This window comes from Cellulomonas uda, from assembly GCF_006538705.1.
Taxonomy (GTDB): domain Bacteria; phylum Actinomycetota; class Actinomycetes; order Actinomycetales; family Cellulomonadaceae; genus Cellulomonas; species Cellulomonas uda.
The window spans coordinates 18,831-42,166 of record NZ_BJLP01000003.1 but is presented as its reverse complement, the minus strand read 5'-3'; the positions used below and the strand labels follow the sequence as shown (position 1 = coordinate 42,166).

Annotated in this window: 23 protein-coding genes; 7 read left to right on the top strand and 16 right to left on the bottom strand. The window is 72.4% G+C overall.

Translation table 11 applies throughout. From position 1 onward, the window contains the following. Nucleotides 1–36: 36 nt before the first annotated feature. Nucleotides 37–399: a DUF2200 domain-containing protein gene (locus CUD01_RS01545; protein ID WP_141318134.1), complete on the bottom strand. Its 363-nt coding sequence runs from the start codon at nucleotides 397–399 to the stop codon at nucleotides 37–39. Between the two features lie 54 nt (nucleotides 400–453). Here CUD01_RS01545 and CUD01_RS01540 point away from each other — a divergent pair, with 54 nt between their 5' ends. Together CUD01_RS01540 and CUD01_RS01535 are read left to right on the top strand one after the other, a co-directional pair. Continuing rightward, nucleotides 454–1,464, top strand: coding sequence for an MFS transporter (locus CUD01_RS01540; RefSeq protein ID WP_141318132.1), 1,011 nt, complete (start codon nucleotides 454–456; stop codon nucleotides 1,462–1,464). Nucleotides 1,465–1,602: 138 nt separating this feature from the next. Next, complete coding sequence (locus CUD01_RS01535) at nucleotides 1,603–2,955, top strand: recombinase family protein (protein WP_141318130.1); 1,353 nt, start codon at nucleotides 1,603–1,605, stop codon at nucleotides 2,953–2,955. A 14-nt stretch (nucleotides 2,956–2,969) separates the two neighbouring features. Here the strand turns inward: CUD01_RS01535 and CUD01_RS01530 are convergent, their stop codons facing one another. The 9 genes from CUD01_RS01530 to CUD01_RS01495 all read right to left on the bottom strand — a co-directional run bounded on the left by CUD01_RS01530 (nucleotide 2,970) and on the right by CUD01_RS01495 (nucleotide 10,350). Next, entirely contained in the window at nucleotides 2,970–3,647 is a 678-nt protein-coding gene (locus CUD01_RS01530) for a DUF4145 domain-containing protein (protein ID WP_141318128.1), read from the bottom strand. Between the two features lie 198 nt (nucleotides 3,648–3,845). Further along, complete coding sequence (locus CUD01_RS16375; RefSeq protein WP_166772142.1) at nucleotides 3,846–4,136, bottom strand: phage major capsid family protein; 291 nt, start codon at nucleotides 4,134–4,136, stop codon at nucleotides 3,846–3,848. After that, a complete protein-coding gene (locus tag CUD01_RS16370; RefSeq protein ID WP_166772143.1) occupies nucleotides 4,129–4,560 on the bottom strand; it encodes a hypothetical protein in 432 nt (143 codons plus the stop codon). Before CUD01_RS16370 ends, CUD01_RS16375 begins: the two co-directional genes overlap by 8 nt. Then, nucleotides 4,557–4,793 carry a hypothetical protein gene (locus tag CUD01_RS01520; protein ID WP_141318125.1) on the bottom strand — a complete coding sequence of 79 codons (237 nt, stop codon included), beginning with the start codon at nucleotides 4,791–4,793 and terminating at the stop codon, nucleotides 4,557–4,559. The genes CUD01_RS16370 and CUD01_RS01520 overlap by 4 nt, the downstream gene beginning before the upstream one ends. A 710-nt stretch (nucleotides 4,794–5,503) precedes the next feature. Next, nucleotides 5,504–6,094 carry a Swt1 family HEPN domain-containing protein gene (locus CUD01_RS01515; RefSeq protein ID WP_208405549.1) on the bottom strand — a complete coding sequence of 197 codons (591 nt, stop codon included), beginning with the start codon at nucleotides 6,092–6,094 and terminating at the stop codon, nucleotides 5,504–5,506. Further along, on the bottom strand, nucleotides 6,091–6,723 hold the full coding sequence (locus tag CUD01_RS01510) for a DUF5343 domain-containing protein (RefSeq protein ID WP_141318123.1): 633 nt from the start codon (nucleotides 6,721–6,723) through the stop codon (nucleotides 6,091–6,093). The genes CUD01_RS01515 and CUD01_RS01510 overlap by 4 nt, the downstream gene beginning before the upstream one ends. A gap of 101 nt (nucleotides 6,724–6,824) precedes the next feature. Then, nucleotides 6,825–7,898 carry a redox-regulated ATPase YchF gene (ychF, locus tag CUD01_RS01505; RefSeq protein ID WP_141318121.1) on the bottom strand — a complete coding sequence of 358 codons (1,074 nt, stop codon included), beginning with the start codon at nucleotides 7,896–7,898 and terminating at the stop codon, nucleotides 6,825–6,827. Between the two features lie 44 nt (nucleotides 7,899–7,942). After that, on the bottom strand, nucleotides 7,943–9,511 hold the full coding sequence (locus CUD01_RS01500; protein ID WP_141318119.1) for a hypothetical protein: 1,569 nt from the start codon (nucleotides 9,509–9,511) through the stop codon (nucleotides 7,943–7,945). Continuing rightward, the gene (locus tag CUD01_RS01495) at nucleotides 9,487–10,350 is read right to left on the bottom strand and encodes an ABC transporter ATP-binding protein (protein WP_371860741.1); all 864 of its coding nucleotides are present in this window, start codon (nucleotides 10,348–10,350) and stop codon (nucleotides 9,487–9,489) included. Before CUD01_RS01495 ends, CUD01_RS01500 begins: the two co-directional genes overlap by 25 nt. Before the next feature lie 122 nt (nucleotides 10,351–10,472). Here CUD01_RS01495 and CUD01_RS01490 point away from each other — a divergent pair, with 122 nt between their 5' ends. After that, nucleotides 10,473–11,918 carry a DNA recombination protein RmuC gene (locus CUD01_RS01490; protein WP_141318115.1) on the top strand — a complete coding sequence of 482 codons (1,446 nt, stop codon included), beginning with the start codon at nucleotides 10,473–10,475 and terminating at the stop codon, nucleotides 11,916–11,918. Here CUD01_RS01490 and CUD01_RS01485 read toward each other — a convergent pair. Continuing rightward, nucleotides 11,905–12,924 (bottom strand): 4-hydroxy-3-methylbut-2-enyl diphosphate reductase, encoded by a 1,020-nt coding sequence (locus CUD01_RS01485; RefSeq protein WP_141318206.1) that lies wholly within the window; start codon nucleotides 12,922–12,924, stop codon nucleotides 11,905–11,907. The two genes, CUD01_RS01490 and CUD01_RS01485, sit on opposite strands and share 14 nt — an antisense overlap. Beyond that, entirely contained in the window at nucleotides 12,912–14,279 is a 1,368-nt protein-coding gene (locus CUD01_RS01480; RefSeq protein ID WP_141318113.1) for a hypothetical protein, read from the bottom strand. The genes CUD01_RS01485 and CUD01_RS01480 overlap by 13 nt, the downstream gene beginning before the upstream one ends. 139 nt (nucleotides 14,280–14,418) lie before the next feature. Here CUD01_RS01480 and xseA point away from each other — a divergent pair, with 139 nt between their 5' ends. The 3 genes from xseA (at nucleotide 14,419) to CUD01_RS01465 (ending at nucleotide 16,926) form a co-directional block, all read left to right on the top strand. After that, nucleotides 14,419–15,660: an exodeoxyribonuclease VII large subunit gene (gene xseA / locus CUD01_RS01475; protein ID WP_141318111.1), complete on the top strand. Its 1,242-nt coding sequence runs from the start codon at nucleotides 14,419–14,421 to the stop codon at nucleotides 15,658–15,660. Nucleotides 15,661–15,721: 61 nt separating this feature from the next. After that, complete coding sequence (locus tag CUD01_RS01470; RefSeq protein ID WP_141318109.1) at nucleotides 15,722–15,979, top strand: exodeoxyribonuclease VII small subunit; 258 nt, start codon at nucleotides 15,722–15,724, stop codon at nucleotides 15,977–15,979. Continuing rightward, nucleotides 15,976–16,926 carry a carbohydrate kinase family protein gene (locus CUD01_RS01465; RefSeq protein WP_218023825.1) on the top strand — a complete coding sequence of 317 codons (951 nt, stop codon included), beginning with the start codon at nucleotides 15,976–15,978 and terminating at the stop codon, nucleotides 16,924–16,926. Before CUD01_RS01470 ends, CUD01_RS01465 begins: the two co-directional genes overlap by 4 nt. A 7-nt stretch (nucleotides 16,927–16,933) precedes the next feature. On the opposite strand, the gene CUD01_RS01460 is transcribed toward CUD01_RS01465, so the two are convergent. The 4 genes from CUD01_RS01460 to CUD01_RS01445 all read right to left on the bottom strand — a co-directional run bounded on the left by CUD01_RS01460 (nucleotide 16,934) and on the right by CUD01_RS01445 (nucleotide 21,359). After that, nucleotides 16,934–18,205, bottom strand: coding sequence for an ABC transporter ATP-binding protein (locus CUD01_RS01460; RefSeq protein WP_141318107.1), 1,272 nt, complete (start codon nucleotides 18,203–18,205; stop codon nucleotides 16,934–16,936). 15 nt (nucleotides 18,206–18,220) lie between these two features. After that, complete coding sequence (locus CUD01_RS01455) at nucleotides 18,221–19,063, bottom strand: carbohydrate ABC transporter permease (protein WP_141318105.1); 843 nt, start codon at nucleotides 19,061–19,063, stop codon at nucleotides 18,221–18,223. Beyond that, complete coding sequence (locus tag CUD01_RS01450) at nucleotides 19,063–19,962, bottom strand: carbohydrate ABC transporter permease (protein ID WP_208405599.1); 900 nt, start codon at nucleotides 19,960–19,962, stop codon at nucleotides 19,063–19,065. The genes CUD01_RS01455 and CUD01_RS01450 overlap by 1 nt, the downstream gene beginning before the upstream one ends. Before the next feature lie 104 nt (nucleotides 19,963–20,066). After that, nucleotides 20,067–21,359, bottom strand: a complete 1,293-nt coding sequence (locus tag CUD01_RS01445; RefSeq protein WP_141318103.1) for an extracellular solute-binding protein — start codon at nucleotides 21,357–21,359, stop codon at nucleotides 20,067–20,069. A 166-nt stretch (nucleotides 21,360–21,525) separates the two neighbouring features. Between CUD01_RS01445 and CUD01_RS01440 the strand changes: the two genes are divergently transcribed. Further along, the gene (locus tag CUD01_RS01440; RefSeq protein ID WP_141318101.1) at nucleotides 21,526–23,307 is read left to right on the top strand and encodes a hypothetical protein; all 1,782 of its coding nucleotides are present in this window, start codon (nucleotides 21,526–21,528) and stop codon (nucleotides 23,305–23,307) included. The last annotated feature ends 29 nt before the right edge of the window (nucleotides 23,308–23,336 follow it).

The following is a 23,336-nucleotide window of genomic DNA, read 5'->3' as shown; positions in this document are numbered from 1 at the left end:
CCCCGGCCGACCTGGCGGGGCGCCCGCGGACACACGTCAGCCGACCTTCTCCGTGCGCAGGACCGACGTCAGCCGCTTGCCGCGCGCCAGCTCGTCGACGAGCTTGTCCATCCAGCGAACCTGCTGCATGAGCGGGTCGGCGATCTCCTCGACCCGGTGCCCGCAGACCACGCCCGTGATGAGGCGCGCGTCCGGGTTCATCGCGGGTGCCAGCGCGAAGAACGTCGCGAGGTCCACCCCGGAGTCGACGGCCCGGTGCAGGGCTGCCTCGTCGTAGCCCGTGAGCCAGGTGAGAACCGTGCGCAGCTCCTCGACCGTGCGCCCCTTGCGCTCGACTTTCGTCACGTACAGCGGGTAGATGCTCGCGAACGTCATCCGGAACACCCGATCGCCACTCATCTCGCTCCTCCGACGGTCACCCACCGACGATAGCCGCGCACCGGTCCCGCAGGGCTGGCCGCCCGTGCCAGCCTCGCTGCACTAGATCCCCCACGCCTCTCGCAGAAGCGCACTTGGGGGATTTTTCTCTGCCGTCCGGGGCGTCCACTTGCCTCGCAGGGACATACGACCGCGGGGCACGCTGACTTACGTCAAGCCCGCGATGACGTTCGACGGACTCGTCGCCCGGCTCGAGGAGCGCGGGCTGGAAGTCTCGACGTCGCCCTGTTCCGCACCCGCTCGTTCGCCAACGGCAACATCACCGCCCTCACCGTCTCGCTCGGCGAGTCCGGCCTGATCCTGTCCCTGCCGCTGAGGTTCCAGAACGTGCGCGGCATGGACGCGCTGGACGCGGGCCTCGCGCTCCTGCCCCTCGCCATCAGCTCGTTCCTCGCCAGCGGCGGCGTGCACTCGCTGTCCCAGCGCATGTCGCCGGTCCAGATCGTCCGGCTCGGCCTCGGCCTCGAGATCGCGGCCCTCGCGTCCCTGGCGCTGCTCATCCGACCCGGCTCGTCGACGTGGGTCACGGGCGTGCCGCTGTTCGTCTACGGCATGGGCGTGGGCTTCGCGACCGCACAGCTCACGCAGCTGATCCTGGCCGACATCCCGGTCGAGAAGTCCGGCCAGGCGTCGTCCACGCAGTCCACCGCCTGGCAGGTCGGCTCCGCGCTCGGCATCGCCATCCTCGGCACCGCGCTGTTCACGACCCTGCGCGCGAGCACCGAGTCCCGCCTGAGCGACCAGATCGCGGCCGACCCGGGCATCGGCGGCCTCGTCGACGCCGTGTCCCACTCCGCGGGTGCCCTCATCGCACCGCTCTCGCAGGACCCGGCCACGGCGTTCGTCGCGGACGCCGCCCGCCAGGCACTCACGCAGGGCGTCTCCGTCGCGGCATGGGTCGGGGTCGTCGCCCTCGTCGTCGGCTTCCTCACGACCCGGCGGCTGGGCGGCACGCCCGCGTCCGCGACACCGGCGCCCGACGAGCGCGCCGACGACCCCGTCGGCGACGAGCAGCGCACGAACTGACGCCCGGCGGCCCGACCGGGTTCCCCGCACGCCCAGATGCCGGCCCTGCCGGCAACCGGCCTGCCGCGCGACCGCCTTGCTCAGACGTTGAAGCGGAACTTCACCGCATCTAGTCTCATATAGGCGTACTGTTCGCTCGTGAGCACACGTCGCGCGGCGAGATACCTCCGGCAGAGCAGGTCTGACCTTGAAGGCGTGGACCGCCAGGACGAGCGCACACGTGCACTGCTCGCAGCGCGCGGCTGGGTGGACGCCGGTGCATACGTGGACGACGACATCACGGCGTCCAAGCCGCGAGGTGACGGCACGGCGTGGGCAAAGCTCCTCGCCGACGCGACGGCGGGCAAGGTCGACGTGGTCGTCGCGGTTGACATCGACCGCCTCCTGCGTGCGACGCGAGACCTGAACACCCTGATCGACCACGGCCTCAGCGTCATCACCGTGGACGGCGAGATCGACCTGACTACGGCGGACGGCGAGTTCCGCGCGACCATGTTCGCCGCGCTCGCCCGGTTCGAGGTCAGAAGGAAGGGCGAGCGCCAAAGCCGGGCGCAGCTGCAGCGCGCCGAGAAGGGGCGCCCGCCGAAGGGGATCAGGCCAACGGGGTACACGCTTGCGGGCGACGTCATCGAGGACGAGGCAGCCATCGTGAGGCGGATCTTCGACCGCTTCACCGCAGGCGACACCCTCAAAGGCATCGCGGCTGATCTCTCGGCGGAAGGCGTCGTCACGCGCCGCGGCGGACAGTGGAGTTCGTCCTCCGTGGCCTCCATCCTGCGCAACGCCCGCTACGCGGGCCGGTCCATCTACAAGGGCCAGGATGTCGGCACGGGCACCTGGCTCCCCTTGGTCAGCGAGGCGCAGTTCGCCGCCGTGCAGTCGCGCCTTGACGACCCTCGACGGAAGACGCGCGGCGAGGACACCGCTCGCAAGCACCTTGGCTCGGGCCTCTACTACTGCTCGTGCGGCTTGAGGGTCCGGTCGAGTTCAGGCATGGGCAACGGGCTCAACCGGTACACCTGCAGGAACGCGTGCCACTACCGGAGCGCCCGACCGATAGACGAGTACGTGGTTGGCGTGATCCGTGGCCGCCTCGCAATGCCGGACCTCCGGGGCCTCCTCGTGGCACCGGCGGATGAGGCCGAACTCGCGCAACTCGCGGACGAGCAGAAGGACCTCCGGCTGCGCCTGAAGAAGTTCGAGGCCGACTACGACGACGGCCTTATCGACGGCCGTCGCCTCCGGTCCGCGACCGAGAAGACACAGGCACGCCTTCAGGAGGTGCGGTCGCGGCAGGCGCAGGTGATGGGTAACTCTGCGCCTGACGCTGTGCTCAGCGCGGACAACCCCGTTGCCGCATTCGATGCCGCACCGCTCGCCATCCGTCGCCAGGTCATCGACGCCCTCGTCAGAGTGACGCTGCTTCCAGGGCGGCGCGGCTCGCGCAACCTCGATCCCGCCACCGTCATCCTTGACTGGCGGGCCGGATAGCACCCGAGTGACAGCTACACGGAGATGGTGGTTGCGCCGTCGAGAGGCTCCTCCGGCTCGCCCAGCGCCTCCCGCATTCGGAAGGGCATCTCATACGTGGTAACCAACAGCTGCCTGGTGAAGGTCGCCACCCGCAGCGCGTCCTCGGGCGTGATGACCGAGAGATCATGGTTGGCCTTGTTGCCGACGTCCTTGATGTGCTGAACCCACGGCTCCAGCGGGGGCGTCAGGAGACCCTTCTCGCGGAGCTGGGCGAGGCACTGCTCGAACGTCGGTGCGCGCCCCTTGTCGTTCTCGGGGGCGAGTCCCTGCTCCACGGCAATGTGGAAGAGCAGCTTCCGGCACATCATGACCGCCGAGGTCGCGGCGCCCGCGGAGAGGTCGGAACGGACCTCCGTCCACGCAACGTCGACGTCGTCCGGGCACCCGTCGACAGCCGGAAGGGGCGTCGTGCCTGGCGACAGGACTCCGTTGTTCATCACAGCGCCGCGACGGCACGCGACACACCGGAGGTACTGCACATGTCCGTTGGGCTTCTGGGGCGACCCCGACGAGACCGTCGCGGCCACCATAAGGAACGACGACGGACCGCAGTGCGGGCAGGTGGCCGCCAACCAGAACGTGGAATCGTCCAGTCCGTACTGGTTCACCGGCGACTGAACGGTGCGGATGTCCGCGTTGAGGTTCGCCATGCGGCGGAGTCTACGAGCGCCCTGCGACACCGTGATCGTCTTCTGGCACTCGTTCGCCCCCGCTCCCCGGCAGCAGGACGGGGAACGGGGGCGAACGGTGAGCGGTGCGGCGCAGGCCTCCGGTGCCACCAAGCCCTTCGGCCCGCTCCCGCGCTCGCCCCGGAGAGGAAGACAGGGCGGGCGCGGTGCACCGCAGGGTCAGGCGGTCAGGTCCACGACCGCGAACGCCTGGGGCCTGCGGATCTCGATGCCGTAGCGGCCCTCGGTCCGCAGCTGCACGAGGTTGTACTTGAACAGCTCGCCGCTCTGGTGGAAGGCGAGCGTCTGGGCGTCCTCGCGGACACGGAGACGCACCTGCGACCAGTCGGCCAGGAGAGCCGTCCCCGCGGGCACGGCCAGCGACGGCACCCGGCGGATGCCCGGCCCGAACACGGTGTCGGCAGCGGCGGAGTTCATCAGGAACCCACCCGTGGCGCCGTCCTCACGCATGAGGTCCAGGGTGGTCTGCGCCCAGCTGCTCCATGAGCCACCGGACGAGCGCCCGGTACTCCTCCGGCGTGACCGGTCGCGACGCCAGCACGAGCAGCCGGAGCCGCGGTGCCTGCGGCGTGCTGCGGTAGGTGCTGTGCACCACGACCGCGCACCCCAGCGCGCGCACCCGCACGAGCAGGGCATCCCGGGTCGCGGGCGTCAGGTGATCGGCGTCGAGCGTCAGCACGCCGCGAGACACGATGGTCTCCTTCGTGCGGCGCGGCGACGACAGCTTGCCGAGCACGTAGCCCGGACCGTCCTTGCCGCCGTCGCGCGGCTCGGCAGCCCAGGAGCAGACCTCGTCCCAGGTGGTCCGCCCGCGCTTCCACGTCTTGGCCCCGGCCCGTGCCGCGGTAGCGATGTCCAGCAGCTGCGCGCTCATCGGGCACCCCCGGCGAACGTGAACCGCCGCATCCGGAGGCCGGGCGCCAGGTTCAGCACGATGACGTCGCCCGTGGGGCGGGCGGCGCCAGCGGCCAGGAGGTCCGCGACCTCGGGAGGCGTCACCGGCCGGATACGGACGGACACCTCGGGGTGCGCCTCGAACCACTCGCGGTCCTCGTCCAGCACCCGGTTCACGCCGCGGTTCAGCGGGCAGGTGTCGGCGTGGGCCATCTGCGACCCCACGGCGATCGCGCCGCAGTCCGGACACTGCAAGGCGGGCGGCACGAACGCGGCGCCCGGCCTTGTGGACGGTACCGTTCGGGTAGCAGATGCCAAGCTGCTGGTCGCCGCTCCCTCGCCGGGGCGGCGACTCCTCTTTCGGCTCATGCGCGCGCACCGCCCTTCGGTGCGCGCAGCAGAGCGGCCAACCGCTCGCGCTGCTCATCCGTGAGGGGCGGGGCAGCTGCCAGAGCGCGCTGGATGTGCCGCTCCAACTTGGCAGCGATCAGATGCGGCCCGCGGCATCACGCTGGTCGGGGTCGCCACCTTGGCGAGACGCGTAGGCGAGACGCCCACGGGCGGAGAGAACCGGGTCAGGCACAGCAACCTCCACTGGAGGTACTGGTCCTGGCTCCCCTACATCACGCCTCAGCTCGACCTGGAGGCCAGCGCCCCCGGAACGGGGCGGGTAGGCGGTGGACCGCTATGCCCTACGCCCTCTCATCGGAGAGGAAGTGCTCGACGCTGTAGGTCCGGCGGGGTGTTCCGGCCCCGCTAAGCCCGGCTCGCGCCCGGCACTACGAACACTAGCGTCAAATCGAGATGTCGACCGATAACGGTGATCCGGCGTGCTCACGCCCCTGGGAAGGACCTACCCCTCGGAGCCGGGCCGAGGCGCCGGGCTTCCAGGGGCCAACCGCCCGACCGGACCGCATGTGGACCTAGACACCGACCTGCTTGATCCAGTCGCGCATGTTCATGCCAACGCGCTCGACGTCGGGCATCGCCAGCACCCCACTGTGCATAATCACGTTCCGCGAGCGCTCGAGCGTCCCGAAGATGGCCGTGGCCCAGTCAATGCGGCGCACCATCGGCTCGAATTGCTGCCAGTTCTGCTGGATGATCTGAGGCAGGTGACCCAGCTCGGTGTAGCTCAGCAAGTCCTCACCCCGGACACCGTGCCACCGGGTCTTCTCCTCATCTTCGCGCCGAGCCTCAGCGAACCTACGGATGTTCTGGGAGACGCCCTTCTCCCACCAGTCTTCGCCGTAGGCGTCCACAAGGACGCGCTTCACGTAGCGGCGCACAGACATCTCAAAGGCCGCAATCGCCGTGTATACGACAGCCATACCGCGGGAGGCGGTGACTTCCTCGGCGTCCAGGAGCTCCAAGGAGAGCGCAGCTGCGATCTCGTCGACGGAGTCAAGGTCCTGGAACCGGCGCACCCGGCCCGCCGCGTCGAGCGCGACCTCCGTGAGTTGGCCGCGAAAGACGAACTCGTAGATCGCCGAGTCGACGAGTGGTCGCTTCACTGCAGGTGTTCCCGCAAGGCCCGGAAGAGTGCGTCGTACACGGCCGGATCGCGAGACTCGGGCAGGACGATGTTGATGTTGTAGGCAAGCGAGCCGAACCGCAGTCCACCGCCGCGAGCGACGGGCTCGTCGCGGACAGGCTCCTCTGTCGACGTGTCGTCCGTGTCGCCTGGGTCTGCGTCGCCACCGCGATCAACCGGCGCCGCGCTGAAGTCGGCCTCCTTCGCGAGGGTCGTGAACGTACCGGCCATCTGCGACAGCACACGTTCGGTGAAGGCACCCTCGGAGAGGGTCTTCATCTTGTTCTTGACTTCGGCGGTCGTCATGGTGTGGGCGTTCTTGTTGACCTTGAACAGATCCGCATACGCCGCGCGCATGCCCTCGGCGAGCACGACAGCCGAGCGCGTCTGGTCCAAGAACTCGTGGTACCGGCGCTGGGGCACGCCAGAGTCGTCCAGGAAGCCCAGCGCCTTAAGGACGTTGATCATGGTGCGGTCATTGCTGCTGGGGAAGCCGAGGCCCTCCAAGAACTTCTGAGTGAACCGCTCGGGAGCCTGAGCGCCCTGGATCGCACGGAAGATGTCCGGGGTGTTCTTGAATGACGTGAGGTATGCGGACGGCAGCGCCATGCGGCACAGGCTAGAACAGCGAGCCGATCTTGCAGGGCCGTATCGACGAGCCAACCGCTCCAGCGCGCGCTTCCCAGCCCGGTCAGTGGAGGCCCTGATGGCTAACTGTGGCGGAACTCCACGACGTCGCCGTCGACCATGACGTAGTCCTTGCCCTCGACACGGGCCTTGCCCGCCGAGCGAGCCGCCGCGACGGAGCCGGCCTCGACGAGGTCCTCGAACGAGATGACCTCGGCCTTGATGAAGCCCTTCTGGAAGTCCGTGTGGATCACGCCGGCCGCCTGCGGGGCGGTCCAGCCCTGGCGGATCGTCCAGGCGCGGGCCTCCTTGGGGCCGGCCGTGAGGTAGGTCTGCAGGCCGAGCGTGTGGAACCCGACACGGGCGAGCTGGTCGAGGCCCGCCTCGTCCTGGCCGTTCGCCTCGAGCATCTCGCGCGCCTCGGCCTCGTCGAGCTCGACGAGCTCCGACTCGAACTTCGCGTCGAGGAAGATCGCGTCGGCGGGCGCGACGAGCGCGCGCAGCTCGTCCTGCATCGCGGTGTCCGCGAGGCCCTCGTCGTCGGTGTTGAAGACGTAGATGAACGGCTTCGAGGTCATGAGCTGCAGCGCGCGCACGTGCTCGTCGTCGCGCAGACCCGCGGCGAACAGCGTGGTGCCGGTCTCGAGGACCTCCTTGGCGCGCTGCGCCGCGGCGAGCACCTCGGGGTCCGTCTTCTTGCCGCGGACCTCCTTCTCGAGCCGCGGGATCGCGTTCTCGAGCGTCTGCAGGTCCGCGAGGATCAGCTCGGTCGAGATGATCTCGATGTCGTCCTTCGGGTTCACCTGACCGGAGACGTGCACGACGTCGGGGTCCGCGAACGCGCGCGTGACCTGGCAGATCGCGTCGGCCTCGCGGATGTTCGCGAGGAACTTGTTGCCCAGGCCCTCACCCTCGGACGCGCCCTTGACGATGCCCGCGATGTCGACGAACGACACCGTGGCGGGCACGATCCGCTCCGAGCCGAACACCTCGGCGAGCTTCGTGAGGCGCTCGTCCGGGAGCGGCACGACGCCGACGTTGGGCTCGATCGTCGCGAACGGATAGTTCGCGGCGAGCACCTGCGCGCGGGTCAGGGCGTTGAAGAGGGTGGACTTGCCGACGTTGGGCAGGCCGACGATGCCGATGGTGAGTGCCACGGGCGGCAAGTCTACGGGGGTACCCGCGCCCGCCCGACCGGGCGCTACTCGAACGCGATGACGCGCTGCAGCAGGACGGGCGCACGGCGGTCGAGCAGCCGCCCACCGACGCGCACCCCGACCGTCAGCCACACCGCGCCGAGCACGACCCCCAGGGCGAGCGTCGCCCAGCCGAGCGCGGCCGACGAGCGGGACACCGCGAACCACGCGAGCAGCGCGGGCGGCGACGCGGCGACGAGCACGAGCGCCCACCCGGCGGTCTGCGAGAGCACCGTGGCCATCGACGCGCCCTGGCGGGTCTGGAACGGGTTCTCGCCCGGCTGCTGCACGGGCTGCACGAACAGCGCCGAGACGATGCTCGCGCCGCCGTAGGACGTGAGCATGACGCCCGCGGCGGCGCCGAGCAGCGCGGGCACCGCGTCGAGGCGGTCCGTGACCGCGGCGGTCACGACGACGATCGTCGTGACGAGCGGGACCGCGATGATGCCCGACGCGACGACGCGCCCCAGCCGGTCGACCACGCCGCGCACGCCCGCGCTCACGTGCATCCAGAACGCGGAGCCGTCGTACGACACGTCGGAGCTGACGCCCCACCCGCACACGAACGCCGCGAGCACACCCGAGGCCAGCACCAGGTCCGCGTTGCCGCCACGCCCGACGACCCACAGGATCACGGGCGTGAACGGCACGATCGCGAGGGCCATCGCGTAGCGCGGGTCGCGGAACCAGTAGACGAGGCAGCGGCCGACGACCGCGCCGAGCGGCGTCGCGGGCACGCGGCTGAGCACCCCGAGCCCCGCGGGCCGTGCGCCGCCGGAGCCGGCGTGCACGGGCTGCACGAGCGTGCGCGCGAGCGCGCCCTCCCAGAGCCGCAGCGCGATCGCGAGCGTCACACCCGCGATCGCGAGCCGGGCCACGGCGAGCGCCGGGTCCCCCGCGGCGACGTCGGCGGGCGCCGCCCACGCGGCACCGAACGGCGTCCATGCGAGCACGCCGACCAGGTCGTCGAACGTCTCGCGGCTGATCTCACGGCCGTTGGTGAGCGTGCCGAGCGTCGGCCCGATGCTCACGACGAGCAGCAGCGTCACGACCGCCGTCAGCTCACGCGCGCGGCGGCGCGCGACCAGCGGCGCCGCGAGCGCGACCACCGCGCGCCCGCCGACGACCGCGACCGCCAGGCCCAGCACCGCGGCGACGACCCCGACGAGGAGCGCACCCGGGTGCCGGAACCACGCGAGGCTGGTCGACAGCGCCGCGACCGCGCTGAGCACACCCGGCACGCCCACGAGCGCCGCGACCGCGAGCCCGACGACGAGCACGCGCCGCGGGATCGCGAACGTCGCGAACCGCTCCGGGTCGAGCGTGGCGTCGACGCCGAACGCGAGCAGCGGGATGAACCACCAGCCGATCACCAGCGCGGAGCCGACCAGCACGGTGACGGTCCGCTGCAGCGCGACGTCCTGCGTGCCGACCGCGACCATCCCCGCGACGACGATCGCGAGGATGCCCAGCCCGTACAGCACGGCGAACGCGAACCCCACGACCTGCCAGACGCTGCGCCGCAGACCGTTCGCGACGAGCGCGAGCTTCAGTCGGACGAGGTGCGCAACCACGCGAGCCCCTCCCCCGCGACGCGCCCGCCGACGAGCTCGACGAACCGGTCCTCCAGGCTCATGCCGCCGCGCACCTCGTCGACCGTCCCCGCCGCGAGCACGTGCCCGCCCGCGACGACCGCCACGTGGTCGCACATGCGCTGCACGAGGTCCATGACGTGCGACGAGACGATGACCGTCCCGCCCGAGGCGACGTACTGCGCGAGGATGTCGCGGATGTTCGCGGCGGACACCGGGTCGACCGCCTCGAACGGCTCGTCGAGGACGAGCAGGCGCGGGGCGTGCACCATCGCGCACGCCAGCGCGACCTTCTTGGTCATGCCCGCCGAGTAGTCGACGACGAGCGTGCGTGCGTCCGCGACGAGGTCCATCGCGACGAGCAGGTCGCGGGCGCGCTGCGTGACCGTGTCCCGGTCGAGCCCGCGCAGCAGGCCCGCGTACGTGATGAGCTGCTCGCCCGTGAGCCGGTCGAAGAGCTTCACGCCGTCGGGCAGGATCCCGATGAGCGCCTTGCCGGCGACCGGGTCGGCCCACAGGTCCTGGCCGTGCACGAGCACCTGCCCCGCGTCCGGGACGAGCAGGCCCGTGGCCATCGACAGCGTCGTCGTCTTGCCCGCGCCGTTGGGGCCGACGAGGCCGTAGAACGACCCGGCCGGCACGACGAGGTCGATGCCCGCGACCGCGACCTTCTCGCCGAACCGGCGCCAGAGCCCGCGTAGCTCGAGCGCGGGCACACCGGTCCGCGCCGTCGGCACGCCGGTCCCGGCGGACGGGGACGGGGACTGGGACGGGGATGCGGGCTGAGAGGCGGGCTGTGAGGCGGGTGGCGAGGTCGTCACGTCGTCGGGCACGCGGTCAGCATACGGACGTGCGCCGACACCGTCGGCGGTCCGTGGTCCCGCACGGGGCCGCTGACCTGCGGCCGGGGCGCGTGTCGGTGGTGTCTGGCACGGTTCGGCGCATGGGACAGCTGCTGCTCGGGGTGCTCGTGGGGCTGGTCGTCGGCGTGGTCGCCGGGGGCGCCGTGGCGTGGGCGGGCGCGTCGCGCCGGTCCGAGGCCGCGGTGCGGCGCGCGGAGGTCGCCGCCGCGGCGGCGGGCGCGCGCCTCGAGTCGGAGCGGGCCGCCGCGATCGAGGCGTCCGCGCGCTCGGCCGAGCAGTTCCGCGCGCTCGCGTCCGACGCGCTCGCGCAGTCCTCCGAGCAGTTCCTCGCGCTCGCGTCGCAGCGGTTCGCCGCCGACCGGCAGACGCAGGTGGGCGAGCTCGCGCAGCGCGAGCAGGCGGTCCGCGAGCTCGTGGAGCCGCTGACCCGCACGCTCGACGAGGTGCGGGGCCAGGTCGCCGCGGCGGACCGGGCGCGCGCGGCCAGCGACGCCGCGCTGCGGGAGCAGGTCGAGACGATGCGGGTGGCGTCCGAGCGCGTGCGCACCGAGACCGCGCAGCTCGTCACCGCGCTGCGGTCCTCGCAGGTCCGCGGGCGCTGGGGCGAGACGCAGCTGCGCCGGGTCGTCGAGTCCGCCGGGATGCTCGCGCACGTCGACTTCGTCGAGCAGGAGCAGGTGCGCACGGACGAGGGCCTGCAGCGCCCGGACATGGTGGTGCACCTGGCGGGCGGCAAGCACCTCGTCGTGGACGCGAAGGTCGCGTTCCTCGGCTTCCTCGAGGCGCACGAGGCGACCGACGAGGGCGTGCGGGCCCAGCGGCTCGCGGCGCACGCACGGCACATGCGCGCGCACGTCGACTCGCTGGCGGCGAAGCGGTACTGGGACCAGTTCGCGCCCGCGCCCGAGTTCGTCGTGATGTTCGTCCCCACCGAGGCGTTCTGGCACGCCGCTGTCGAGGAGGACCCGACGCTGTGGGAGTACGCGGCGGACCGCAACGTCGTCGTCGCGACGCCCGCCACGTTGCTCGCGCTGCTGCGCACGGTCGCGTACGCGTGGCGCCAGGACGCGCTCGCCGCGAACGCCCAGCGGGTGCTGTCGCTCGGCAAGGAGCTGCACGGCCGGATCGCCACGCTCGGCGGGCACCTGACGCGCCTGGGGCGCTCGATCGACGCCGCGGCCGAGGCCTACAACAAGACGGTCGGCTCGCTCGAGACGCGCGTCCTGGTGAGCGCGCGGCGGTTCGCCGAGCTCGGGGTGGTGAGCGAGGACCTGGTGAGCCCGCCCCCGGCGGACCCGCGCCTGTCGGCGCTCAGCGCCCCCGAGCTGCTGGCGTCCGCGAGCGACCAGCTCGTGAGCCTCGACGGGCTCGACGGCAGCGACCGGGCCGGTGGTCGGCCCGACGAGGTCGACGACGTCGACGGCTTCGACACGAGCGCCCAGCGCGACGAGCGGGCGCTCGCCGATCAGGCGCCCCGCACGCGGGGCGAGGACGAGCCGGGCGAGGCGTCGGTCAGGCCGGCGTGACGTCGAGCGAGCGACGCGTGCCGCGGCGCGGGCGGGCCGGCGCGTTGCCGGACGCCTTGAGGTCGGCGCGCAGCTCGCGCGGCAGCGAGAACATGAGGTCCTCGGTCGCCGTGCGGACCTCCTCGACGTCCGCGAACCCGAACGACGCGAGCCGGTCGAGCACGTCGCGCACGAGGATCTCCGGCACGGACGCGCCCGAGGTGACGCCCACGGTCGTCGCGCCCACGAACCACTCCGGGTCCATCTCGGACGCCTGGTCGATCCGGTAGGACGCGCGCGCCCCGTTCTCGAGCGCCACCTCGACCAGCCGCACGGAGTTCGACGAGTTCGCCGAGCCGACCGTGACGACCACGTCGCAGTGCGGCGCGATCTTCTTCACCGCGACCTGGCGGTTCTGCGTCGCGTAGCAGATGTCGTCGCTGGGCGGGTCCTGGAGCGACGGGAACCGCTCACGCAGCCGGCGCACCGTCTCCATGGTCTCGTCGACCGACAGGGTGGTCTGCGAGATCCACACGACCTTGGCGGGGTCGCGCACCACGACGTCGTCCACGTCGTCCGGGGAGTTCACGACCTGGATGTGCTCCGGCGCCTCACCCTGCGTGCCCTCGACCTCCTCGTGGCCGGTGTGGCCGATGAGCAGGATGTCGTAGTCGTCGGAGGCGAAGCGGACGGCCTCCTTGTGCACCTTCGTCACCAGCGGGCACGTCGCGTCGATGGTCTGCAGCGAGCGTGCCGCCGCAGCCGCGTGCACGGCGGGCGAGACACCGTGGGCCGAGAACACGACCCGCGCGCCCTGCGGCACCTCGTCGGTCTCGTCCACGAACACCGCGCCGCGCGCGGCGAGCGTCTCCACGACGTACTTGTTGTGGACGATCTCCTTGCGCACGTACACGGGGGCGCCGTAGTGCTCGAGCGCCTTCTCCACCGCGATGACGGCGCGGTCGACGCCCGCGCAGTAGCCGCGGGGGGCGGCGAGGAGCACGCGTCGGTTGGTCACCTGCCCGATCCTACGTGCTCGTCGACGACGACCAGGATCTGGGAGGACAGGTCGTGGACCTCGCCGGCGGTCGCGCCCTTCATCTTCTGCGCGCTCACCGTCGAGAGCAGCAGGACCTCGGGCGAGCACCCGGGCAGCACGCGGAAACGCAGGTCGAACTGCAGCTGGTCGTGGTGGACCTTGCCCGACACGTCGAGCTTCTGCCACCCCCGGACACCGCCCGCGAGCTGCACGCACGAGGCGGGGTACGGGTCGCCGTTCGCGTCGCGCAGCAGGAGCTTGCCGAGGAACCGGGTGAACGTGCCCTTCTTGCGGTCCTCGGGGCGGCAGGTGCCGCGGTACTGCTCGGCGGCGCAGCTGGTCACGTGGATCGTGGCCGAGGCACGCATCCACCGGCCGGGCTCGGTGTCGGTGGGGGCCGCGACGAACGCGGTCATCCGGTTGACGTGCGCGGACGGACCGCCGGGCACGAGGCGCGCCTGGTCGCCCTGGAGGGGCGAGCTGTACGCGCAGCTCGTCGGCAGCGCCCCGGACGTGCCGAACCGGGGGGTCCAGAAGCACTGCTTGGCGTCGACGTCGTCGTTCAGCACGTCGGAGACGGTGAGCGTGCCGGGCTGCGCGCTGATCTGCGTGACGCGGTCGTCCTGCACCGCGACGGAGCTGCGCGCGCCCCAGCTGCCGTGGCACGCGTACGTCCCGGGGAGCGTGAACGTGAACAGCGAGCGCACGGTCACGGTCGACGCGTCCCACGCCAGGAGGTTGCGCGTGGTGCTCTTCGAGCTCGTCGCGTCGCCGTCGTCGGCCTCGCTCGTGACGACGCGGCCGGGCTCGCCCTCGCCCGGCGCGCACACGACGCGCCACTGCCCCATGACCTGCCGGTTGGACCCTGGTCCGGGGCGCAGGACGGACGGGACCTGGAGCGTGACGAGGCGCTTCTCGCCGGCCGACGCGATCGCGACCTCGACGGTGCTGCGGCGCAGCACCTGCATGGGCGGCGAGCCGCTCTCGGGCGGCGTGCGGGCGACGTCGACCCGGTTGCCGGAGAACGTCGCGACGACCTCGCCCGAGCGCTGCGGGCGCGAGGCCGCGACCATCCGGTCGAGCTCGATCTGCCGGCGCACCCGGTCACGCTCGATCGCGACCTCGAGCTCGTGGGCCTTGCGCGCCGCGAGCAGCGAGAGCCGCTCGGCGGAGAACGCGCTCACGCGGCGGGCCGCGGACTCGCCCTGCGAGAGGGCCGCGGAGGCGGCCTGGGCGCGCGCGACGGACGTCGTCGCGGTCGCACCGCCGAGCAGGACGGCGAGCACCAGGACCGAGATGACCGCCAGATGACGCGCTGGGTGGCGGGTCCGTCGGCGATGCACGCGCAGACCATAACCGCTCGCCCCGTGCGGGGGAACGCCCGACCGGCGCGTCGTCACCCCGGCGCGCCGGGGCCGCAGGTGGGCACGTCGGACGCGCCCGGGACGAGGGTGTGTGGGCCGCGTGCGGCAGGCTGGGGGCGTGAGCGAGACGACACCACGCGAGCCGCTGCCCCTGCGGGCGGCGGACACGACGCCGGACCGGCCGTGGCCCGTGCGCCACCTCGCGCCCAAGATCGCCGACTACGTGCAGCGCATGCCGCCGGTCTGGATCGAGGGGCAGGTGCTCGACCTCAAGCGCTGGAACACCACGTGCTTCCTCACGCTGCGGGACACCGACGTCGACATGTCGATCTCGGTGACGACGAGCGCGGCGAGCGTGGCGCGCCTCGGCAAGGGGGTCGGTGACGGTGCGCACCTCGTCGTGCACGCGCGGCCCACGTACCACCTCAAGCGCGGGAGCCTGTCGTTCGCGGCGGACGACGTACGGCTCGTCGGGCTCGGGGAGCTGCTGGAGCGCATCGAGCACCTGCGGCGCGTGCTGGGTGCCGAAGGGCTGTTCGACGAGTCGCGCAAGAAGCGGCTGCCGTTCCTGCCGGCCGTCGTGGGGCTGGTGTGCGCGCAGCAGGGCGACGCGGAGCACGACGTCGTGTCGAACGCGCGCGGCCGGTGGCCCGCGGTGCGCTTCGAGATCCGCCGCGTGACGGTGCAGGGTCCGCGCGCGGTACCGGAGGTGAGCGCCGCGATCGCGGAGCTCGACGCGCGGCCCGAGGTCGAGGTGATCGTGGTCGCCCGCGGCGGCGGCTCGTTCGAGGACCTGCTCCCGTTCAGCAACGAGGCGCTCGTGCGTGCGGCCGCGGCGTGCCGGACCCCGCTGGTCAGCGCGATCGGGCACCACCTCGACGCACCGCTGCTCGACCTCGTCGCCGACCTGCGCGCGTCGACCCCGACGGACGCGGCCAAGCGCGTCGTGCCGGACGTGGCCGAGGAGCGCGCGCGGATCGCGCAGGCCCGGCTGCGGTCCCGCGCGGCGCTCACGCAGCGCCTGGCCCGGGAGCAGACGGCGCTCGAGCACTGGCGCAGCCGCCCCGCGCTCGCGCGGCCCGGCACGCTCGTCGACGCGCACGAGACCCGCGTGCTCGCGCTGCGCGAGTCGGCCCGGCGCACGCTCGAGCACCTGCTCGACCGGGCGCAGACCGAGGTGCGGGGCCTCGCGGGCCACGTGCGGGCGTTGTCCCCCGCGGCGACGCTCGACCGCGGGTACGCGGTGGTGCAGCGCGCGGACGGCGCGGTCGTGCGGGACCCCGACGAGGTCGCGGTGGGCGACGCGCTGCGCGTGCGGGTCGCGCGCGGTGAGCTCGCGGCGCAGGTCACGCACACCTGAGACCGGGCGCACGGGCCGGGCCATGGTCCGGGCGTGGGCGGGGTCTGGTTGACTGGCGGACGTGCCGAAGCAGACCTCACCCGCGCCCGCGGCGCAGGCCGCGAACGACGACGTCCCCGGGCTGACCTACGAGCAGGCGCGCGACGAGCTCGTCGCGGTGGTGACGCGGCTCGAGAGCGGCGCCGAGTCGCTCGAGGAGTCGCTCGCGCTGTGGGAGCGCGGCGAGGCGCTCGCGGCGCGGTGCCAGCAGTGGCTCGACGGGGCGCGGGAGCGCCTCGCCGCCGCGCGCGGGACGAACGACGAGGAGGGGGAGGCGTGAGCGCGCAGCCCGTGGGCCCGGGCACGCCGCACGAGCGCGCGCTCGTCGTCGGCGAGGCGCTGATCGACGTCGTGGCGCGCGCCGACGGCACGCGCGAGGAGCACCCGGGCGGCAGCCCCGCGAACGTGGCGCTCGGGCTCGGCCGCCTGGGCCGCGCGGTCGACCTGCTCACGTGGCTCGGGGTGGACGCCGAGGGCGACCTGGTGCGCCGCCACCTGGCCGCGTCGGGCGTGCGCGTCCTGCGCGGGGACCGCGGTGCGGTGCGCACGCCGCTCGCGACCGCGCACCTGGACGCCGCGGGGGTCGCGACCTACGAGTTCGAGCTCGAGTGGGACCTGCCGCACGCGTGGGACGGTGACGACGTCCCGCCGCTCGTGGTGCACACGGGGTCGATCGCGGCCGTGCTGGAGCCGGGCGCGGCGCGCGTCGCGCACGAGGTGACGCGGCTGCGCCCCACCTCCACGGTCACGTACGACCCGAACCTGCGGCCCGCGCTCATGGGGACGCCGCAGCACGCGCTGCCGTACGTCGAGGCGATGGTCGCGCTGTCCGACGTCGTGAAGGTCAGCGACGAGGACCTCGCGTGGCTGCACCCGGGCGTCGCGCCCGCGGAGATCGCCGAGGAGTGGGCGCAGCGGGGGCCCGCGCTCGTCGTCGTGACCCACGGCGGGGACGGTGCGTTCGCGGCCACCGCCGCGGGGGCGCGCCTGCGCGTCGCGGCCCCGCACGTGACGGTCGTCGACACCGTGGGTGCGGGCGACTCGTTCATGGGCGGACTGGTCGACGGGCTGTGGTCGGCGGGCCTGCTGGGTGCCGACCGGCGCGCCGCGCTGCGGGACGTCGCGGCACCGACCGTCGAGGCGGTGCTGCGACGGTGCGCGCGCATCGCGGCGGTCACGGTCTCGCGTGCGGGCGCCAACCCGCCGCGCGCGCACGAGCTGGACTGACCCGAGGTCACCGACCGGCCGCGGCGCTCTCCTTCTTCTCGCGTGCCTGCGCCCGCTCGAGCGACGCCTTGCGGTCGGCCTCGTTCTGCTCGTCGATCTCGCGCGCACGGTCGGCGTCGAACGTGAGGTTCTCGCCGGTCTCCGGGTCGAAGACGAGGAGCTTGGCGGGGTCGAACCACAGCGTCGCGGTGTCGCCGTCCCGGATCCGGGACTCCGAGTCGAGCGCGACGACGAGCTGCGTGCGCAGCCCCTCGCCGTCGAGGTCGCGGTCGAGCTCCTCGAGCGTGCCCGCGACCTCGTGGCTCGTCTCGAACGGCACGTAGGCGTACAGGTCGGAGCCGAGCCACTCGGTGACGTCGACCTCGGTGTCGAACGTGTGGCCGGCGTCGCGCTTGCCGTCCTCGAGCAGCGCGGCGTCCGCGAAGTGCTCGGGGCGCAGCCCGACGATGACGACGCCCCGCTCACCGATCCGCGAGCGCAGGTCGTCGGACAGCGGGACCTGCGCGAACGGCAGGCGCAGCTCGCCGTCGACGACCTCGCCCGGCAGGAAGTTCATGGGCGGCGAGCCGATGAACCCGGCGACGAACAGGTTCACGGGCTGCTCGTACAGCCCGCGCGGTGACGCGACCTGCTGGAGCTCGCCCTTGCGCAGCACCGCGACGCGGTCGCCGAGGGTCATGGCCTCGGTCTGGTCGTGCGTGACGTACACGGTCGTCGTGCCGAGCCGGCGTTGCATGCGGGCGATCTCGGTGCGCATCTGGCCGCGCAGCTTCGCGTCGAGGTTCGACAGCGGCTCGTCGAACAGGAACGCGTTCGCGTCACGCACGATCGCCCGGCCCATCGCGACGCGCTGCCGCTGGCCGCCCGAGAGGTTCGCGGGCTTGCGCTGCAGGTGGTCCTGGAGCTCGAGGGTGGACGCGGCGTGCTCGACCTTCGCGCGGATCTCGTCCTCGGTGAACTGGCCCTTGGTGAGGCGCAGCGGGAACGCGATGTTCTCGAACACCGTCAGGTGCGGGTACAGCGCGTAGTTCTGGAACACCATCGCGAGGTGCCGCTCGCGGGGCGCCTTGTCGTTGACGACCTCGTCGCCGATGCGCAGCTCGCCGGACGTGATGTCCTCGAGCCCGACGATCATGCGCAGCAGCGTGGACTTCCCGCAGCCGGACGGCCCGACGAGGATCACGAACTCGCCGTCCGCGATGTCGAGGCTCACGCCCTTGACGGCGAGGAACCCGTCGCCGTAGCGCTTGACGATGTCCTTGAGGGTGATGGCGGCCATCGGAAGTCTCCTTGTTCAGCCCTTGACGGCGCCCTGGGTCAGGCCGGACACGATCTGGCGCTGGAACAGCAGCACCAGGATGACGACGGGGACGGTCACGACGACCGCGGCGGCGGAGATCGCGCCCGTCGGCTCCTCGAACTGCGACGCGCCGGTGAAGAACGCGAGCGCGGCGGGGACCGGCCGCGCGGCGGACGTCGAGGTCAGCGAGATGCCGTAGACGAAGTCGTTCCACGCGATGAAGAACGCGATGAGCGCGGTCGTGAACACCCCGGGCGCGGCGAGCGGCACGATCGCCTTGCGGAACGCCTGCCACGGCGTCGCGCCGTCCACCTGCGCGGCCTGCTCGAGCTCCCACGGGATCTGCCGGAAGAACGCGGCGAGGGTCCAGATGGAGATCGGCAGCGTGAGCGACAGGTACGGGATGATCAGGCCCAGCCACGTGTCGTACAGGCCGATGCTGCGCCACAGGTTGAACAGCGGCGTGACGATCGAGATGACGGGGAAGATCGAGACGCCGAGCGCGGTGGTGAGGATGAGCCGCTTGCCGCGGAAGTCGAGCCGCGCGATCGCGTACGCCGCCAGGGTCGCGAGGACCACGGCGACGAACGTGGCGATCAGCGAGATGCCGATGGAGTTGCGCAGCGCGGGCAGGAACAGGTCCTTCGCGGAGCCGACGAAGATCTGCTCGTAGTTCGTCGTCGTCCACGTCTTGGGCCAGAACGTGCCGAGGTTGAGCTGGCTGGGCAGCTTGAACGAGGTCGCGATGATCGACACGACGGGCAGGAGCGCCCACACCATGACGACGACGGTGATGACGGCCCACCCGACCTTCATGCGGGTCGTGAGCGTGCGCATCAGCCCTCCCCCCTCGCGCTGGCCAGGTCCACCTTGAACAGCTTGATCGCGATGAAGCAGATCCCGATGACGCAGAAGAACAGCAGCACGGAGATCGCGGAGCCGAGGCCGATCTCGAGGCGCCCGATCGACGTGCGGTAGGCCAGCAGGGACAGCACCGTCGTGCCGTTCGCGCCGTTCGTCATGATGAAGACGTTGTCGAAGATGCGGAACGCGTCCAGCGCCCGGAACAGGACCGCGACCATGATCGCGGCCTTCATGTTCGGCAGGACCACGCGCTGCAGCCGCTGCGCCCACGTCGCGCCGTCGACCTCCGCCGCCTCCTCGAGCTCACCGGGGACCTGCGAGAGCCCCGCGAGCAGCAGGAGCGAGATGAACGGCGTGGTCTTCCAGATCTCGGACGCCATGATGACGGCCAGGCTCGTGCCCTGGTGGGCGAACCAGTTGAGGTCCGGGTCGACGCCCGGCACCCAGTCGAACCAGTGGTTGACGAACCCGGAGCTGATGTCGAACGCGTAGAACCACGCGAACGCGGAGACGACCGTGATGATCCCGTAGGGCACGAGGATCGCGGTGCGCAGGACGCCGCGCAGCCGCTGGATCGCGCGGTGCATGACGAGCGCGAGCAGGAAGCCCAGCACGAGCTCGACGAGCACGGTGACGACCGTGATGAGCGCGGTCACCGCGAACGCCTGCCACCACACCGGGTCGCTCAGCACGACGACGTAGTTCTCACCGCCGTTGAACGCACGCTCGTCGGGTGCGGTCAGCCGGTAGGAGAACAGCGAGTCGTAGAACGCCTGCAGGATCGGGTAGATGGTCACCGCGACCATCACGACGAACGCGGGGCCGGCGAGCCACCAGCCGAGCCGCGCCTCGTCGCGCGCACGGTCGCTCAGGCGCGGCCGCCCGCGCCTGGTCGTGCCCGTGCCCGGGTCCGGGTCCGGTTCGGGGGTGGTCCGGGACCGGGCGTCCGCTCCGGCCCCCGGCGGGATGGACGTGGTCACAGCAGCGCCTCCCCTCGCAGGACGGCGGTGATGAAGTCGGTGGACCGGCGCGGTGTGGTGTCGGGGTCCACGTCGGCCGGCGGGTGCCACGTCTCCTGCAGGCCGGTGGACACCTCGTTGTAGTACGGCGTCTGCGGCCGCGGCGCGGCCTGCTCGAGCGACTCGCGGATGACGTCCGCCATGGGGAACGCCTTGCGGACCGCGGGGTCGTCGTACGCCTTCGTCGACGCGGGCGGGTTGCCGTTCGTCGCGAAGTACTCGGCCTGGTTCTCGGGAGTGACGATGCACTGCGCCGCCTCGAGCGCGAGGTCGACGTGCTCGCTGAACGCGCCGATGCCCAGGCTGATGCCGCCGTACGGCGGGCGGGACTCGGTGTCCGCGTCGACGCGCGGGTACAGCGCCCAGCCGATGTCGTCGACGAGCGACGCGTCCAGCGTGCCGTCCTCGACCGCGGCGTTGGTCGCCGACCACACGAACGGCCAGTTCACCATGAACGAGCCGCTGTCCCGCTGGAAGACCGTCATGGTCGCGTTCTCGTCGGCGGTGGGCAGGCCCGCACCGCCCAGCCCTTCGCGCCCGATCGTGCCGATGATCTCGGCCGCGGCGCGGCCCGCGTCGGACTCGAGCCCGAGGCGCAGCTCGTCGGCCGGGGCCTCGGGGTTCTCCAGCACGTGCCCGCCCGCGGACTCGACCAGCGCGTTCACCCACACCGTGAGCGACTCGGCCTTCGCGCCCTGCACACCGAGGACCTTCCCCTGCTCCTTGGCGGCGTCCATGATCTGCTGCCACGTCACCGGCTCCTTGGCGGGGTCCAGCCCCGCGGCCTCGGCGACCGACTTGCGGTACCAGAGCAGCTGCGTGTTCGCCCAGAACGGGATCGCGACGAGCTCGTCCTTCCACGTCGCGCCGTCCAGCGCACCCTGCACCACGTCGGTCGTGACCTTCTGGGCCACGTCCTTCGGGATCGGCGCGAGGAACCCGGGCTCCGCGAGCTCGGGGATGAACGGCGGGTCGAGGCTCATGATGTCGATCGACGAGTCCTTCGCCGCGAGCCGCCGCGCGAGCTGCTCCCGCTGCGACGCCGCGTCGCGCGGCAGGACCTCCGTCGCCAGCCGGTACCTGCCGTCCGCCTCCTGGGTGCAGCGCGCCGCGATCTCGACCTGGCCGCCGTTGTCCGGGTTGATGTACCACGTGAGCGTCGGTGGCCCGGACTCGGCCGCGCACGCCGCGAGGGGCAGTGCGACCGCGACCGCGGCGACCGCCGCGAGGTGGCGGGTGCGTCGACCCACGGTGGCCTCCGTCCGTTGCGCCTCGTCGTGCTGGGTCCTGGGTACACCCCGCGCGGGGCCGCCGCACGTCGAGAGCGCGCGGGAGGGTTCGTGGACGTCTTGTGCACGTTCGTCGCGCTGTGCGCGTTCCGCCCGGTGCGCCCGGCGCGAGCGCTACCGTCCTGCTGTGTCGAACTACCTCGGCGCAGTGCTGCGCCGTGACGTCGTCCCCCGCGTCCGCGAGTGGCTCACGGTCCGCGGGTCCGTGGGGTCCGAGCACCGGTTCGTCGACCTCGACGAGCGCACGGTCCTGCTCCTGGTGAGCCGGGACCTCGGCGCGAGCCTCGCCCCCGGCCGGTTCTTCCGCGGCACCGCCGTCTCGCCCGAGCACGGCGCGATCGGCTTCGGGCTCGCCGGCTGGCAGGCCATGCCCGCGGGCGCGCACGCCGACCCGCACGGCGTCTCGGGCGAGTTCGTGCTGCTGGAGTGGGACGACGACGCCGTCGTGGCCCGTCGCGACGTGCTCGGCTCGGTCGCGCTCGCCTCGACGACGGGCGACGGGTTCGCCGCGGTGAGCGACTCGCTGCTCGTGCTCGTCGACCTGCGGCGCTGGTTGGGCCAGGGCGTCACCCAACGCACCGAGGTGCTGCTCGCGCGCACGTTCCCGAACAACTTCGCCTCGCAGCAGATCAGCGAGGAGACGCACGTCGTCGAGGTCGCGTACGCCGCCGCCGGGCGGGGGGTGCGCATCCCGCTGCGTACGCTGCGCGCCGAGCCGGACGGTCCGCTGCTCGCGTCGCGGGTCGTCGACGTCGACCTCGACCCCGTCGAGACGATGCGGGGCGTCGCGACCTTCGTCGCCCGCACGATGACCACGCTCGCGCTGCGCGACGACCTCGACGTGCGTCTCATGCTGTCCGGCGGGTACGACTCGCGCGTGCTCCTGGGCGGTGCGGTGCACGGCGGCGCCGCGCACCGGCTCGCCGTGCACACGCGCGGCGGCTCGGGCAGCCACGACCTGGACGCGCGCGCGGTCGCGCCGATCGCGGAGCACTACCGGCTGCGCCTGAACGCGCCGCGTCTCAGGAGCACCCCGTCGCAGGACGCCGGCGCGCCGCTCGCGCTGCTCGCCTCCACGACGCTCGGCTTCTACGACACCCTCTCGCCGCTGAGCACCGTCCGGCGCGGTGCGATCACCATCAACGGCGTGGGCGCCGAGATCTACAAGGGGAACTGGAAGTGGCGCACCGAGCGCCAGATGTTCGAGCAGACCAACCAGCGCGCGGTGCAGCTCGGGGCCATGCGTGCGCAGGCCGCCAAGGGCATCCGCGCCACCGGCGGCGACCCCCGGTGGGCCGACGCGAGCGAGCTGCTCTACTGCGGCTTCCGCAACGGCATCCACGGCGCCGGCAACTCCATCGCGCTGTCGATGACCGGTCTGCGGCCCCTGCACCAGGTCGCGCTCGCCGCGCTCGGCCACCAGCGCGTCGACGGCCTGCCGCCGCGCGAGCGCCGCGACCGCGCACGCCTGCGCGGCCAGGGCGAGAACGTCATGGCGGGGCTGCTCGCGCTCATGGACACCCAGCTCGCCGCGATGCCGTACGACCGACCCGACAAGACGCTCGCACCCGACCTGGTCGCGCAGCGGCTCGCGGACCTCGGCGGCCCGCTCGGACCCGAGGCGAAGACCGAGCTGCCCGTGCACGGGTCGCCGTCGGACGTCCCCGCGGGCCCCTCGGCCCTGGGCCTCGGCGTCGCGGAGCATGCGGGGATGGCGGTGGAGATGTCGACCGAGCACCTCATGCGCCTCGCGGAGCGCGGCCACGAGTCCGTCGAGCACCCCGCGGTGCGTCCCTCGTACGGGCGGGTTCTCAAGCGGGCTCGCGAGCGGCTGGTCGACAACGGCGAGTCGCCCCGCGACGCGGGCGCGATGCTCGGCAAGCTGCTGACGCTCGCGATGATCGGCTGACCGCCCGGGCGTGAGACCGGCGAGCGGGG